The organism is Thauera butanivorans (genome assembly GCF_048398245.1).
Taxonomy (GTDB): domain Bacteria; phylum Pseudomonadota; class Gammaproteobacteria; order Burkholderiales; family Rhodocyclaceae; genus Thauera; species Thauera butanivorans.
In genome coordinates this window covers 2,307,587-2,320,511 of sequence record NZ_CP183038.1, presented here as the reverse complement: position 1 = coordinate 2,320,511, position 12,925 = coordinate 2,307,587, and the positions used below count along the sequence as shown (strand labels likewise).

Genomic DNA, 12,925 nt, shown 5'->3' with positions numbered 1-12,925 from the left:
TGGCGCTAAGGTCTTGCCCGTTCCGAAAACCGGTGAAGGCCGGAGCCATCCATCGATATCGAGGCCCCATGAACACTCCTACCCGCGCAGCCGGCTCCGACCAGACCCTGCAGACCTTGTTGGAAGATGCGCTGGACAGCGCCGTAGGCGTCATTCTCGAGTCGAACGACTTCCCTGCCCTACTGACCCACCTGCAGCAAGCCCTGCATCGGCTGGCTGCGGCCATCATCGCTCAGGCAGGCGTACCGAGCACGAAAGCCGATCTGGATCGTACCGCTCGCGGCCTGGCCACCCAGATCGCCTACGACCTCTGGAATGCGACCCCGATCCCGGACAAGCACTTCCACCCGCGGAAACTGGCTCGCCCCGAGCGCAACACACCTTGCCCCTGCGGCTCGCAGCGCAAATACAAGCAATGCTGCGGCGCCGGCGATCATGCCGGTATGAACCTGATGCTCCCGCCCGAAGAAATGCTGGCACGCGTGCTCGAGCACCTGCCAAAATCCCGCCTGGCTGAAGTTGCCGCGCTCGGTGCCCCACCTCAGCATCTCGCCTTCGTTGCCGATCACTGGTTTCACGCAGGTCGCTTCAGCGACGTACTCAGCTTGCTCGGCCCCCTTTTCGCCGACGTCAGCAAGCTCGACGAACGCGCCGAAGATGCCTTCACCGTTCTCATGAACTGCTACCTGGAACTCCAGCAGGATGAGGCACGGCAAGACTTGGTCGCACGGCTGAAGACATCACCGGACCGCCAACTGCGCAGCGCTGCGCTGCAGCGCGAGGCAACCCTCTGCTCCGACCGCGGTGACCGCCAGGGCGCCTGGCGGGCGTTCAACGAGGCCCAACGTCTCACCCCGAACGACAGCTCCTTGCCGCACCTCGAAGTGCTGCTGCTGCTGGCTGAAGGCCGGGACGCCGACGCATGCGCCCGGGTCGAATACTGGACGGCCAAACTGGCTCGGGATCCGGAACAGGACAACCGGCATCTGATCGAGAGCTTGCATGCCTTGCTGGCAAATCGCCTCGACGACCCACTCGCTGATCTTCCCCAGGACTATCCGCAACGCCGGTTGTTGCTGCACATCGCGCTGGAAGGCATCGATCCGCCGATATGGCGCCGCGTCGAAGTGGAGAACACGCTGACTTTCGAAGCGCTCCATCACGTGATCCAGTGCGCCATGGGCTGGGAAGATGCGCACCTGCACGAATTCAAGGTCGGCGATCACCGCATCAGTACCAGCGGAGACCACGGCCTCCCCTTCAGCGACACACTGCCCGGCGAGCATGTCGAACTCGGCCAAGTGATCGGCCGCCGCAGAAGCTTCACCTACATCTACGACTTCGGCGATGCGTGGCACCATCACATCACGATCGAGAAGCGGCTGCCGAGCGCCCCCCTGCACAAACCGGCCGCACTGCTCGAAGGCGGGCGGGCATGCCCGCCTGAAGATTGCGGCGGCGTTCATGGCTACTATCGCATCCTCGACGCCAAGCGCACGCCTCGCCGGGCAGAGAGCCGTGAAGTGCTCGAGTGGCTCGGCCCCTACCGGCCTGAGGTCTTCAAGCTTGCGGAACACCAGAAGCAGGTCTCGTCGCTGTTCAAGCTGATTCGCTGATCTCCGCTGGGGACTGGCGCCCCCAGCCGCTACCCGCCAGATGCCATCAGCAATTGCCGCGCCTTTCCTCAGGCTTGCTCGAGGATGTCAGCGATCGCCTTGCCCATCACCGTCGTATCCGCATTACCGCCCAGGTCCGGCGTGCGCGGGCCGTGCTCCAGCACCTGCTCGATCGCGCGCAGCAGTTCCTGCGCCGCCGCCGCGCAGGCGGGCTGGCGTTCGCCGAGGAATTCGAGCATCAGCGCCGCCGACCAGATCATGCCGACCGGGTTGGCGATGTTGCGGCCGTAGATGTCCGGCGCGGAACCGTGCACCGGCTCGAACAGCGAGGGGAAACGGCGCTCGGGGTTGAGGTTGGCCGACGGCGCGATGCCGATGGTGCCGGTGCAGGCGGGCCCGAGGTCGGACAGGATGTCGCCGAACAGGTTGGACGCCACCACCACGTCGAAGCGCTCCGGCGACAGCACGAAGCGCGCCGACAGGATGTCGATGTGGTACTTGTCCCAGCGCACGTCGGGGTGGGCCGCGGCGACGGTTTCCAGGCGCTCGTCCCAGTACGGCATGCTGATCGCGATGCCGTTCGACTTGGTTGCCGAAGTCAGGTGCTTGCGCTCGCGCCGGGCGGCGAGCTGGAAGGCGAATTCCAGCACGCGGTCGACGCCGTGGCGCGAGAAGACCGATTCCTGGATGACGATCTCGCGCTCGGTGCCGCCGTAGATGCGGCCGCCGAGGTCGGTGTATTCGCCTTCGGTGTTCTCGCGCACGACCATGAAGTCGATGTCGCCCGGCTTCTTGCCGGCCAGCGGGCACGGCACGCCCGGCATCAGCCGCACCGGGCGGAGGTTGATGTACTGGTCGAACTCGCGGCGGAACTTCAGCAATGAGCCCCACAGCGAGACGTGGTCCGGCACCACGTCGGGCCAGCCGACGGCGCCGAACAGGATCGCGTCGAAGCCCTTCAGGCGCTCGAACCAGTCCGGCGGCAGCATGTCGCCGTGCTGCCGGTAGTACTCGGCGCAGGCCCAGTCGAAATGCTCGAACGCCAGTTCGAGGCCGTGGCGCTGGCACAGCACGTCCAGCGCGCGCATCGCTTCGGGCATCACTTCCTTGCCGATTCCGTCCCCCGGAATGACGGCGATCTTGAGTGCGGACATTTTTTCTTCCTTGTCGAGAGGTTCAGCAGCGCTCGCGCTGCCAGGTGAATGCTTGTCGCAATGCCTCGGGCGCCCTCATGCCCCCGGCCAGGGCGACCGCCAGCCGGATGCGGGCCTTGCGTGCCGAAAGATGGGCCACGGCGAGCGCGCCCGCCTGTTCGAGTTCGTGCAGCGAACCCGCGAACTGGTAGCTCTGATGGGTGGCGCCGTGCAGCGTGCTGCTGCACACGAGCACCGCCAGGCCGCCGGCGATGGCCTCGCGCAGTACCGGCATCCATTCCGGCGGCACATGGCCGCGCCCCACGCCATCGAGCACCAGCCCTGCCGGGCCGCTGGCGACCACGGCCGCCAGCATGGCGGCGGCCGCGCCGCCATAGGCCGGGACGATGTCCACCCTGGGCAGCGGCGCTTCGTGGCCCAGGCGCGGCTGGCGCGCCGGATACTGCAGCAGCGCGACGCGGCCGTTGTCGATGAAGCCCAGGCAGCCCAGGCCGGGCGCATCGAAGCCATCGAGCCGGAAGCTGCTCACCTTGCGCACGAAGCTTGCGCCGTAGAGCGACTCGTTGAAGGCGACCAGCACGCCCAGGCCGCGGCAGGCATCGTCGGCCGCGGCCTCGATCGCGCGCCGGAGGTTGATGTAGGCATCGCTACCCAATGCATGCGGCACGCGCTGGGCGCCGGTCACCACCACCGGCGCCCGGCTCGTGTCGAGCACGCATTCCAGGTAGTAGGCGGTGTCCTCCAGGGTGTCGGTGCCGTGGGTGACGACGATGCCGTCGGCCTTCCCCGAGGCCATCAGCGCGGCGCACTCGCGGGCGATCAGGGCCCAGTCGCCGGCGTCGATCGCATTGCTCGGCTTCTGCAACACCGAATGCACTTCGAGCCGGATCTCGCTGCCCAGGGCCAGCGCCTGCACCAGCGCCTCGCCGGGCAGTGCGCCGGAAATGTCGCGCCCGTCCTGGCCCGGCGCGCTGGCGATGGTGCCGCCGGTCGATAGCAGATGGATGGTTTTCATCGCCGTCCTCAATACAGGGTGTTGGGCAGCAGCATGCTGATCGTCGGGATGTAGGTCACCAGCAGCAGCGCGATCAGCATCAGGGCGATGGTGGGCATCGCCGCGCGGAAGATCTCGTACAGCGTCATCCTGGCGATGCCCATGGCGACGAACAGGTTCAGGCCCACCGGCGGCGTCAGCATGCCCACCGAGAGGTTGACCAGGGTGATGATGCCGAAATGCACCGCATCGACGCCCACTTGCGCGGCGATCGGCTGCATCAGCGGTGCCAGGATGATGATCGCGGAGGCGCTGTCGAGGAAGCAGCCGGCGACCAGCATGATCACGTTGAACAGCAGCATGATCAGCAGCGGCGAATCGGTGCTCGACAGCACCTGGGTGGCGATCTGGGTCGGCGTGCCTGTCGAGGCCAGGAGCCAGGAGAAAGCCGATGCGCCCGCGGTGATCAGCAGCAGCGTGCCCGACAGCAGGCCGGTGTTGCGCAGGATCTCGAGCAGGCTGCGCAGGCCGATGTTGCGATAGATCACCGCGCCGACGAACCAACCGTACAGGCATGCGCTCGCCGCCGATTCGGTCGGCGTGAATACGCCGCTGTAGATGCCGCCGAGCAGGATCACCGGCAGGCCCAGGCCCCAGGCCGCGCGCCCGAAGCCATGGCCGATCTGGCGCAGCGTCGGGAAAGGGTCGCGCGGATATTTGCGCAGGATCGAATACCAGGTGGTATAGCCGATCAGCAGGCTGCCGATCAGCAGCGCGGGCAGCAGGCCGCCCGCGAACAGCTTGCCCACCGAGGTGCCGGTGACCGAACCGTAGATGATCAGCGCGATGCTCGGCGGCACGATCGGGCCGAGCGTGCCGGCGGTGGCGATGAGGCCGATGGCGAAATACTTGTCGTAGCCCGCCTTGACCATCGCAGGGTACATGATCGTGCCGATGGCGATCACCGTCGCCGGGCTGGAGCCCGAGATCGAGCCGAAGAACAGGCAGGCCAGCACCGTGGCCGCCGCCAGCCCGCCGGGCAGCCAGCCGATGAGCACCTTGGCCAGTTCGATCAGGCGGTCCGACAGCCCGCCGATGCGCATCAGCTCGGCCGCGAGGATGAAGAACGGAATGGACATCAGGGAGAAGTTGTTCATCCCCGAGAACATCCGCATCGGCACCACCAGCGCGTCGATACCGCCGGAAACGTTCAGCACCGTGGTGACGGCAAACGCCAGGGCGGCGAAGATCGGCAGGCCGAACAGCAGCAGGGCGAAGAAAATCGGAATCAGGGCGGAAATCATGATTCGGCGCTCCTCAGGTCGTCGGGCTGATCGAAGCCAGCAGCGGCCGATAGTCCCGCCCGCCCCACAGCGTCCGCAGGATCAGCAGATAGCGCAGGGTCATGAACGCACCGGCGATCGGAATCGGCAGATAGACGTAGGCCACCGGAATCTGCATGGCCGGCGACAACTGCCCCATGTTCAGCGTGTTGATGAACAACCGGCCGCCGTAATGGATCAGCGACACGGCGAACAGCAGGCCGAGTACCGCGGCCACGTATTTCAGCACCCGCGTGAGCCGGGGACCGGCAAAAGCGTAGAGCATCTCCACCGAGATGTGGGCGGCATATCTCACACCCATGCTGGCGGCGAGAAAGCTCATCGTGATCAGCGAATACAGGATGAGTTCCTCCGACCAGTACAGGGAATTGTTGAAGACATACCGCGCCGCGACCTGGACGATGGCGACGATGGTGGCGACCAGCATCAGGACCACCATCATCACGTTCTCGACCCAGTCGATGCATTTGTTGAGCGCTTCGAGCATTGCCGTCCCCTCTCACGATTCCAGGATCAGTTGCCGGCCGCGGCCTTGACCGCCTTCTCCAGCAGGGCCGGCGTCACCCGGTTTTCGAACTGCTTGTAGATCGGCTGCGACTTCTCGATGAAGGCGGCGCGCCCTTCCGGGGTCAGCTCGCGGATCTCGATCTTGTCCTTGATCTCGGCGACGATCCGCGCCTCGTCGTCGTCGGTGAGCTGGCGCCCATGGTCGCGGCCCGCATCGAAGGCATCGCGCATGACCTGCTTCAGATCGTCCGGCAGCGAGTTCCAGGCGGCCTTGTTCATCACCGCGACATAGGTGTGGTAGGCATGGCCGGTCAGCGTCATGTACTTCTGCACTTCGTGGAAGCGCATCGAGTAGATGTTGGCGAGCGGGTTCTCCTGGCCTTCGACGACGCCCTGCTGCAAGCCGTTGTAGACCTCGGTGAAGGCCATCGCGGTCGGGTTGGCGCCGAAGGCACGGTAGGTGGCGAGGATCGCCGGCGCCTGCAGGGTGCGCATCTTGATGTTCTTGAGATCGTCCGGCCCGGTGATCGGACGGACGTTGTTGGTCATGTGGCGGAAGCCCGCGCCCCAGAAATTCACCCCGTACAGGTTGCTCTTGTCGAGCGTGTCGAGCAGTTCGCGACCGACTTCACCGTCCAGCACGCGCTTCATCGACGCGGTGTTGGGGAGCAGGAAAGGCAGGTCGAACAGGTACATCTTCGGCTCGAAGTTGGCCAAGTTGCCGGTCGGCGGAATCGCGATGTGCACCAGCCCCATCTGGGTCTGCTCGATGATCTCGACGTCACCGCCCAGTTGCGCCGCGGGACGGATGTTGATCGCGATCCGCCCGTTCGAGTTGCGCTCGACCTCCTCCTTGAACTTCACCGCGGCCTTGGCGTTGGGCGTGCTTTCGACCAGTACGTGGGCGAAAGTGAAATTGAACTCCGCAGCATGCGCCGCACCGGCGAACAGTGCACCGACGACGGACGCGGCAACGATCTTCTTCCAGCCTTTCTTGTTGGCAAACATGAGAGTCTCCTCCTTGATGAACATACAGACACACACTAAAACCGGTGGAACGCGGCAGGGCCGCTCAGGCAAGGGCCGGCGCATGGCCGAGGATTTCCGGCCCGCGGCCGATCCTCGCCTCGACCGCCAGGCCGATGCCGATCAGGCGCGCCTCGGTCATCGGCGCCCCCATCAGTTGCAGGCCGACCGGCATCCGCCGGGCATCGAGACCGACCGGCAGGGTCAGCGCGCACCAGCCGAACAGATTGCCGATCACGGTATTGCGCAGCGCCATCATGTTGGCCCGCGCATAGGCGGCACCGTCGGCAAGGCCGTCCAGCAGCGGCGGCGTGATGGCGACGGTCGGCGCCAGCAGCGCATCGACGTCGGCAAACACGGCGGTCGCCCGCTGCGCGCAGGCCTGCAGCACCTGCCTGCGGCGCAGGTATTCGACCGAGGACACCTGCTCCGCAGCGGCGACGCGGGCACGCACGACCGGATCGAGGCGGGCGATCCTGGCCGGGAATTCCATGTTCATGAACGCGGCAAGCTCGGAGGCCGCCAGTCCGCCCTGGCGGAAGATTTCGTAGACGTCGTCACAGTGCGGCACCCGCACCGGGACGATGCGCGCTCCCGCGCCCGCCAGAAGCTCAATGGCGGCGGAAACGCTCTCGCCGATGCCGGGGTCGAGCCCGTCCCAGAAGAAATTGTCGGCCACGCCCAGGCGCAGGCCGTTCAGCGACGGCATGGCGCAGGCAGGCCGGCGGCGGCCGAGCAGAGCGTCGACGGCGGCAAAGGCGAAGGCCATGTCCTCCACGCTGCGGGTCAGCAGGCCCGCGGTGTCCAGCGACGGCGACAGCGGCACGATGCCTTCGAGCGGCCAGCGGCCATGCGTGGTCTTAAGTCCGACCTGCCCGGTCATCGAGGCCGGCACCCGCACCGATCCGGCGGTATCGGTGCCAAGGGCGACGAGCGCACTGCCCTGCGCCAGCGAAACCCCGGCGCCCGAGCTGGAGCCACCGGGCGTCCGGTGCCCATCGGCACTCCAGGGGTTGAACGGCGTTCCCCAGTGCGCATTGACGCCGAGTCCGCCGAAAGCGAATTCGACGGTATGCGTCTTGCCCATCACGATGCCGAACTGGCGCAGCACCGCGCCCGCCACCGGGCCGGCCGCCTCCCACGCGGCAGGCAACGCCTGGTCGGTGCCGGCGAACACCGGCATGCCCGGCACACCGTAGAGATCCTTCACCGACACGGGCAAGCCCATCAGCGGACCGAAATCCATCCCGCTGTCGAACAGCTTGTCGACGGACTGGGCAAGCAGGCGCGCGGCATCGCCGTTCCAGGTCTTCCAGGCATTCAGCAGCGGCTCGCTGCGCCGATGGGCGTCGCGGCAGCGATCGACGATTTCGACCGCGCTGAACCTGCGGCTGCGGAGCCCGCGGGCAAGTTCGGCAAGCGAGAGACCGGTCGCGTTCAAGCTCTTCCCCTTCCTTTGCGTCGTTCGATGGATCGATAAGTTCAATTCATCGTACGATCCGGGGCAGGGCCGAACAAGCAACCGAAGTTGAAAACAGTTTTTACGGATCATGAACAACAAGTTCTCTATCGAAGACCTGCAGGTGTTCTGCGAAGTGGTGCGGACACTGAATTTCTCGCAGGCGGCGCAGCGTCTCGGCGCCTCGCCGGCCTACGTCACGAAGCGCATCCAGACCCTGGAAACCCAGCTCGAATGCAAGCTTTTCCACCGCTCGACACGCCATGTGTCCCTGACCGAACAGGGCGAGCAGGTGTATGAGCTGGGGCGCAGGATCCTCGACAACGTCATCGAGCTGCACGAGGAACTCGGCGTCAAGCGCAACGAGCCGCGCGGCGTGCTGAGGGTATCCACCAGCTTCGGCTTCGGCCGCCGGGTGGTGGGCGAAAGCCTGGCCGAGTTCTCGCGCAAATACCCCGAAATCCAGGTCCGGCTGGACGTGCTGGACCACCTGCTCGATCTGGCGCAGAACAAGATCGACCTCGACATCCGCATAGGCGACGTCATCTCGCCGCACTACATCGCCAAGCGCCTGGCACGCAACCACCGGGTGCTGTGCGCCTCGCCCTCATACATCGAGAAGCACGGCGCACCGCCGGACCTGGGCACGCTGATGCAGCACAACTGCCTGATCATCAAGGAGCGCGACCATCCGGTCGGCCTGTGGAAACTGACGCGGCGCGGCCGCAACTACAACGTCAAGGTGCGCGGCCCGCTGGTCACCAACAACGGCGAGATCGCCGTCGCCTGGGCGGTTCGCGGGCATGGCATCACGCTGCGCTCGATCTGGGACGTACGCAGCCACCTGCAGACCGGCGCACTGGTGACGGTACTGCCCGAATACACCCAGGAAGCCAACATCTGGGCCGTCTATCCCGAGCGCCTGAGCTCATCGGCGAAGATCAAGCTCTGCGTCAAGCACATGGAAGAATATTTCCAGCGCTGGGAACAGGAACAGACCGTCCCGTAGCAGGAGCGCTTCGCCCCCGATCGGCGGAGCGCCCCCGCCATTTCCGCCACCCTCGCTATACTCTCGCCACACTTTCACCCAAAAGGGGAGACCCTCGCATGAAGCTCGAAACCATCGCCGTGCATGGCGGCTATTCGCCGGAACCCACGACCAAGGCCGTCGCGGTGCCGATCTACCAGACCACGTCCTATGCCTTCGACGACACTCAGCACGGCGCGGACCTGTTCGACCTCAAGGTGGCGGGCAACATCTACACCCGCATCACCAACCCGACCAACGCGGTGCTCGAGCAGCGCGTGGCCGAGCTGGAAGGCGGCATCGGCGCGCTGGCGGTGGCTTCGGGCATGTCGGCGATCACCTATGCCATCCAGACCATCGCCGAGGCCGGCGACAACATCGTCTCGGCGACGGCGCTGTACGGCGGCACCTACAACCTGTTCGCCCACACCCTGCCCCAGTTCGGCATCGAAGTGCGCTTCGCCGACTCCGGCGACCCCGACAGCTTCGCCGGGCTGATCGACGCACGCACCAAGGCGATCTACTGCGAATCCGTCGGCAACCCGCTGGGCAACATCACCGACATCGGCCGCCTGGCCGAGATCGCGCACGAGGCCGGCGTGCCGCTGATCGTGGACAACACCGTGCCCTCGCCCTACCTGTGCCGCCCCTTCGAGCACGGCGCCGACATCGTGGTGCACGCGCTGACCAAGTACCTGGGCGGCCACGGCAACTCGCTCGGCGGCGTGATCGTCGATTCCGGCAAGTTCCCGTGGGCCGAGCACAAGGTGCGCTTCCGCCGCCTGAACGAGCCGGAAGTGTCCTACCACGGCGTGGTCTATACCGAGGCGCTCGGCCCGGCGGCCTTCATCGGCCGTGCCCGGACGGTGCCGCTGCGCAACACCGGCGCGGCGCTGTCGCCGTTCAACACCTTCCTGATCCTGCAAGGCATCGAGACCCTGGCGCTGCGCATGGACCGCATCTGCGACAACGCCGTGAAGGTGGCGCAGTACCTGAAGGGCCACGCCAAGGTGGAATGGGTGAACTACGCCGGCCTGCCCGACCACCCCGACCACGGCCTGGTGCAGAAGTACATGGGCGGCCGCGCCTCGGGCATCCTGTCCTTCGGCGTAAAGGGGAACGGAAACAGGGGCGGCATCGAAGGCGGCACCCGCTTCCAGGATGCGCTGAAGCTGTTCACCCGCCTGGTCAATATCGGCGACGCCAAATCGCTCGCCTGCCACCCGGCCTCCACCACCCATCGCCAACTGTCGCCGGAAGAACTGGCCAAGGCCGGCGTGACGCCCGACATGGTGCGGCTGTCGATCGGCATCGAGCACATCGACGATCTCATCGCCGACCTGGAGCAGGCGCTCGCCGCCGTCTGACCGAAAGCGCCGCCACCCCCCGGCGGCGCGTCCACACCCGGCGCCCTTCGGGGCGCCGGCCTGAAGGCTCCCGAAAAAAATGCTCGCAGTCCTGCAGCGCGTCTCCGAAGCGCGCGTCGTCGTCGATGGCGAAACCATCGGCGAAATCGGCCCCGGCCTGCTCGCGCTGGTCTGCGCCGAGCGCGGCGACACGCCGGCCGAAGCCGACAAACTGCTCGCCAGGATCCTGAAGCTGCGCATCTTCGCCGACGAGGCCGGCAGGATGAACCGCTCGCTGCAGGACGTCGCCGGCGGTCTGCTGGTGGTCAGCCAATTCACGCTGGCGGCGGACACCGGCGGCGGTAACCGCCCGAGTTTCAGCAAGGCCGCCGATCCGTGCACCGGCGAGGCGCTGTACGAACACTTCGTCGCCAGCGCGCGCGCCGCACATCCAGTAGTGCAGACCGGCCGCTTCGCCGCCGACATGAAAGTCCAGTTGATCAACGACGGGCCGGTGACGATTCCGTTGCGGATCGCTCCCGCGTCCTGAGCGGCAGCATGAGAACCCGCGCCAAACCTGACATCCGCGCCTTACCCTTCCCTGCCTCGCCCGGAGGAACACAGCTCGATATGCACGATCTCCAACGCTTCCCCCTCTTCGCCGGCGCCCTGCTCGCCGCGCTCGGTGTCGCCCTGGGCGCATTCGGCGCGCACGGCCTGCGCAGCCTGCTCGACGCCAATGCGCTGGCCTGGTGGCAGACGGCGGTGCAATATCAGATGTGGCATGCGGTCGGCCTGGTCGCGCTGGGAGCGGCCCGGCTGCCGCGCAGCCTGCTGCCTGCCGCATTGCTGGCGGCGGGCACGGTGATCTTCGCCGGTACGCTGTACCTGATGGCGCTGGGCGGGCCGCGCTGGCTCGGGGCGGTGACGCCGGTCGGCGGCAGCCTGATGATCCTGGGCTGGGTCGTGCTCGCCTGGCAGGCGCTTCGCACGGGCAAGCACCGGTCCTGAATCCGGCCTCCGCACCGCCGTCGTCAGCGTCCCCGCTCCGATGGCGGGCAGGTTCCGAAGCAGCGGTCCCAGAAATCCGTCAGCGTGCCGAAGGCCAGGCCTTCGTCCCTGAAGTGGTGCCAGGCGTGGTGATCACGCAGATACGGCAACCAATGGCCGGACACCTCATGTGCATGCAGCCGCTGATGGACGCTTTCCTGCAGGATGTCGCCCAGCAACAGACCGGCCGAAAACGGTGCCGCCAGACTGTCCGGCCCCAGCACCATCAGCGGCAGGCCGAGCATGGCCAGCACCAGCATCAGGCTGAACGCGACCGGCACCCGCAGCGGCGCCAGCGGATCGCGGTGATGTTGAAGGTGCCACGCGGCAAAGGGCTCGACGCCGTGCATGAAGAAGCGGTGCAGCAGGTATTCGACCAGCGTCCAGGCAGCCAGCCCGGCAAGCAGTGCCAGCATCGGCGCCCAGGCGCCGGCCGCCTGCGGCCACGTCAGCCAGGCGACGCCCAGACCGAGTGCCGGCAACGCCAGCGAGGCGGGAAAAGGCAGCGCCACGCGAATCCACCACGGCTCAGCCATCGCTCTCTCCCTCCGGCAGCAGTTCCCAGGCGTAGAGCACGCCCGACTCGTTGAAGCCCTTGCCGGTCTCGGTGTCATGCCACCAGGCAAGGCCACGGCCATCGCGGCCATCGAAGCGCCAGGCGCGGATTTCGCCGCTGCACAGGCGCACCGGATAGACCCGCCCCACTTCCAGCTCCATATCGCTTCCTCCTGCGTGCTCCTCTTCGCATCATAGGCCCGGCGGCGCATCCACGCGCCATTCCGGCGGCAGTTCCCGTGCATTCTTCGACCGCCGTCCCTGGCCGTGGTGCCGTCTTGCAAATACAGTACTAATTTAGTACAGTTTAAACACGCTAGACAGCAAGGCCACCCCGGAGGCCCTTCATCATGCTACGGATCAGCAAGCTCACCGACTACGGAACCTTGATCGCGACCCACATGGCGGCGACGCCGACGCAGGTCGTCAGCACCACCGAACTGGCCGACGCCCTCGGCCTCGGCCTGGCCACCGTCAGCAAGGTCCTGAAGGCGCTGGGGCGGCACGGACTGGTGGTCAGCCAGCGCGGCACGCGCGGCGGCTACCTGCTGTCGCGGCCGCCCGAACGGATCAGCATCGCCGACATCGTCGATGCGCTGGAAGAACAGCCTTTCGGACTGACCGAATGCAGCGCCGGCAGCGGCACCTGCACGCTGGAAACGGGCTGTCGCATCCGCGACGGCTGGCTGCGCATCAACACCGTGGTCCGCGAAGCCCTGCAGGGCGTGAGCATCGCCGAGATGACGCCACCCCCCAGGTTTGCCGACGCCTCTTCCCCAGCCGCCCAGCGCATGCGCGGCCCCAGCCGCCTGGCACGCCACCCGGGCTGAACGACAGGAGAAACCGAG

General features: G+C 66.6%; 14 protein-coding genes. 6 read left to right on the top strand and 8 right to left on the bottom strand.

Features of this window, described 5'->3' with window-relative positions:
- The first annotated feature begins 68 nt into the window (after positions 1 to 68).
- Positions 69 to 1,616, top strand: a complete 1,548-nt coding sequence (locus ACNQFN_RS11265) for an IS1096 element passenger TnpR family protein (RefSeq protein WP_418648841.1) — start codon at positions 69 to 71, stop codon at positions 1,614 to 1,616.
- A 68-nt stretch (positions 1,617 to 1,684) separates the two neighbouring features.
- On the opposite strand, the gene ACNQFN_RS11260 is transcribed toward ACNQFN_RS11265, so the two are convergent.
- The 6 genes from ACNQFN_RS11260 to ACNQFN_RS11235 form a co-directional block, all read right to left on the bottom strand.
- On the bottom strand, positions 1,685 to 2,770 hold the full coding sequence (locus tag ACNQFN_RS11260; protein WP_068637744.1) for a tartrate dehydrogenase: 1,086 nt from the start codon (positions 2,768 to 2,770) through the stop codon (positions 1,685 to 1,687).
- A 22-nt stretch (positions 2,771 to 2,792) separates the two neighbouring features.
- Positions 2,793 to 3,785 (bottom strand): asparaginase, encoded by a 993-nt coding sequence (locus ACNQFN_RS11255; RefSeq protein WP_418648840.1) that lies wholly within the window; start codon positions 3,783 to 3,785, stop codon positions 2,793 to 2,795.
- A gap of 8 nt (positions 3,786 to 3,793) precedes the next feature.
- The gene (locus tag ACNQFN_RS11250) at positions 3,794 to 5,068 is read right to left on the bottom strand and encodes a TRAP transporter large permease (protein ID WP_418648839.1); all 1,275 of its coding nucleotides are present in this window, start codon (positions 5,066 to 5,068) and stop codon (positions 3,794 to 3,796) included.
- A 13-nt stretch (positions 5,069 to 5,081) separates the two neighbouring features.
- A complete protein-coding gene (locus ACNQFN_RS11245) occupies positions 5,082 to 5,594 on the bottom strand; it encodes a TRAP transporter small permease (protein WP_418648838.1) in 513 nt (170 codons plus the stop codon).
- A 26-nt stretch (positions 5,595 to 5,620) separates the two neighbouring features.
- A complete protein-coding gene (locus tag ACNQFN_RS11240; RefSeq protein ID WP_418648837.1) occupies positions 5,621 to 6,622 on the bottom strand; it encodes a DctP family TRAP transporter solute-binding subunit in 1,002 nt (333 codons plus the stop codon).
- 64 nt (positions 6,623 to 6,686) lie between these two features.
- Positions 6,687 to 8,081 carry an amidase gene (locus ACNQFN_RS11235; protein WP_418648836.1) on the bottom strand — a complete coding sequence of 465 codons (1,395 nt, stop codon included), beginning with the start codon at positions 8,079 to 8,081 and terminating at the stop codon, positions 6,687 to 6,689.
- A 109-nt stretch (positions 8,082 to 8,190) separates the two neighbouring features.
- Here ACNQFN_RS11235 and ACNQFN_RS11230 point away from each other — a divergent pair, with 109 nt between their 5' ends.
- From ACNQFN_RS11230 to ACNQFN_RS11215, 4 genes are all read left to right on the top strand, one after another.
- Entirely contained in the window at positions 8,191 to 9,108 is a 918-nt protein-coding gene (locus ACNQFN_RS11230) for a LysR substrate-binding domain-containing protein (RefSeq protein ID WP_418648835.1), read from the top strand.
- A gap of 98 nt (positions 9,109 to 9,206) precedes the next feature.
- Entirely contained in the window at positions 9,207 to 10,493 is a 1,287-nt protein-coding gene (locus ACNQFN_RS11225; protein ID WP_418648834.1) for an O-acetylhomoserine aminocarboxypropyltransferase/cysteine synthase family protein, read from the top strand.
- Between the two features lie 79 nt (positions 10,494 to 10,572).
- Positions 10,573 to 11,022 (top strand): D-aminoacyl-tRNA deacylase, encoded by a 450-nt coding sequence (dtd, locus tag ACNQFN_RS11220; RefSeq protein ID WP_418648833.1) that lies wholly within the window; start codon positions 10,573 to 10,575, stop codon positions 11,020 to 11,022.
- Between the two features lie 80 nt (positions 11,023 to 11,102).
- Positions 11,103 to 11,483, top strand: a complete 381-nt coding sequence (locus ACNQFN_RS11215; protein WP_418648832.1) for a DUF423 domain-containing protein — start codon at positions 11,103 to 11,105, stop codon at positions 11,481 to 11,483.
- A 23-nt stretch (positions 11,484 to 11,506) separates the two neighbouring features.
- Here the strand turns inward: ACNQFN_RS11215 and ACNQFN_RS11210 are convergent, their stop codons facing one another.
- Positions 11,507 to 12,058 (bottom strand): sterol desaturase family protein, encoded by a 552-nt coding sequence (locus ACNQFN_RS11210; RefSeq protein WP_418648831.1) that lies wholly within the window; start codon positions 12,056 to 12,058, stop codon positions 11,507 to 11,509.
- The gene (locus ACNQFN_RS11205) at positions 12,051 to 12,239 is read right to left on the bottom strand and encodes a hypothetical protein (RefSeq protein WP_418648830.1); all 189 of its coding nucleotides are present in this window, start codon (positions 12,237 to 12,239) and stop codon (positions 12,051 to 12,053) included. The genes ACNQFN_RS11210 and ACNQFN_RS11205 overlap by 8 nt, the downstream gene beginning before the upstream one ends.
- Before the next feature lie 188 nt (positions 12,240 to 12,427).
- Between ACNQFN_RS11205 and ACNQFN_RS11200 the strand changes: the two genes are divergently transcribed.
- Positions 12,428 to 12,907 (top strand): SUF system Fe-S cluster assembly regulator, encoded by a 480-nt coding sequence (locus ACNQFN_RS11200; protein ID WP_418648829.1) that lies wholly within the window; start codon positions 12,428 to 12,430, stop codon positions 12,905 to 12,907.
- Positions 12,908 to 12,925: the final 18 nt, after the last annotated feature.

Coding starts and splice junctions, on each gene's coding strand:
- ACNQFN_RS11265 (WP_418648841.1), top strand. CDS start 69: ATGAACACTCCTACCCGCGCAGCCGGCTCCGACCAGACCCTGCAGACC.
- ACNQFN_RS11260 (WP_068637744.1), bottom strand. CDS start 2,770: ATGTCCGCACTCAAGATCGCCGTCATTCCGGGGGACGGAATCGGCAAG.
- ACNQFN_RS11255 (WP_418648840.1), bottom strand. CDS start 3,785: ATGAAAACCATCCATCTGCTATCGACCGGCGGCACCATCGCCAGCGCG.
- ACNQFN_RS11250 (WP_418648839.1), bottom strand. CDS start 5,068: ATGATTTCCGCCCTGATTCCGATTTTCTTCGCCCTGCTGCTGTTCGGC.
- ACNQFN_RS11245 (WP_418648838.1), bottom strand. CDS start 5,594: ATGCTCGAAGCGCTCAACAAATGCATCGACTGGGTCGAGAACGTGATG.
- ACNQFN_RS11240 (WP_418648837.1), bottom strand. CDS start 6,622: ATGTTTGCCAACAAGAAAGGCTGGAAGAAGATCGTTGCCGCGTCCGTC.
- ACNQFN_RS11230 (WP_418648835.1), top strand. CDS start 8,191: ATGAACAACAAGTTCTCTATCGAAGACCTGCAGGTGTTCTGCGAAGTG.
- ACNQFN_RS11225 (WP_418648834.1), top strand. CDS start 9,207: ATGAAGCTCGAAACCATCGCCGTGCATGGCGGCTATTCGCCGGAACCC.
- dtd (WP_418648833.1), top strand. CDS start 10,573: ATGCTCGCAGTCCTGCAGCGCGTCTCCGAAGCGCGCGTCGTCGTCGAT.
- ACNQFN_RS11215 (WP_418648832.1), top strand. CDS start 11,103: ATGCACGATCTCCAACGCTTCCCCCTCTTCGCCGGCGCCCTGCTCGCC.
- ACNQFN_RS11210 (WP_418648831.1), bottom strand. CDS start 12,058: ATGGCTGAGCCGTGGTGGATTCGCGTGGCGCTGCCTTTTCCCGCCTCG.
- ACNQFN_RS11205 (WP_418648830.1), bottom strand. CDS start 12,239: ATGGAGCTGGAAGTGGGGCGGGTCTATCCGGTGCGCCTGTGCAGCGGC.
- ACNQFN_RS11200 (WP_418648829.1), top strand. CDS start 12,428: ATGCTACGGATCAGCAAGCTCACCGACTACGGAACCTTGATCGCGACC.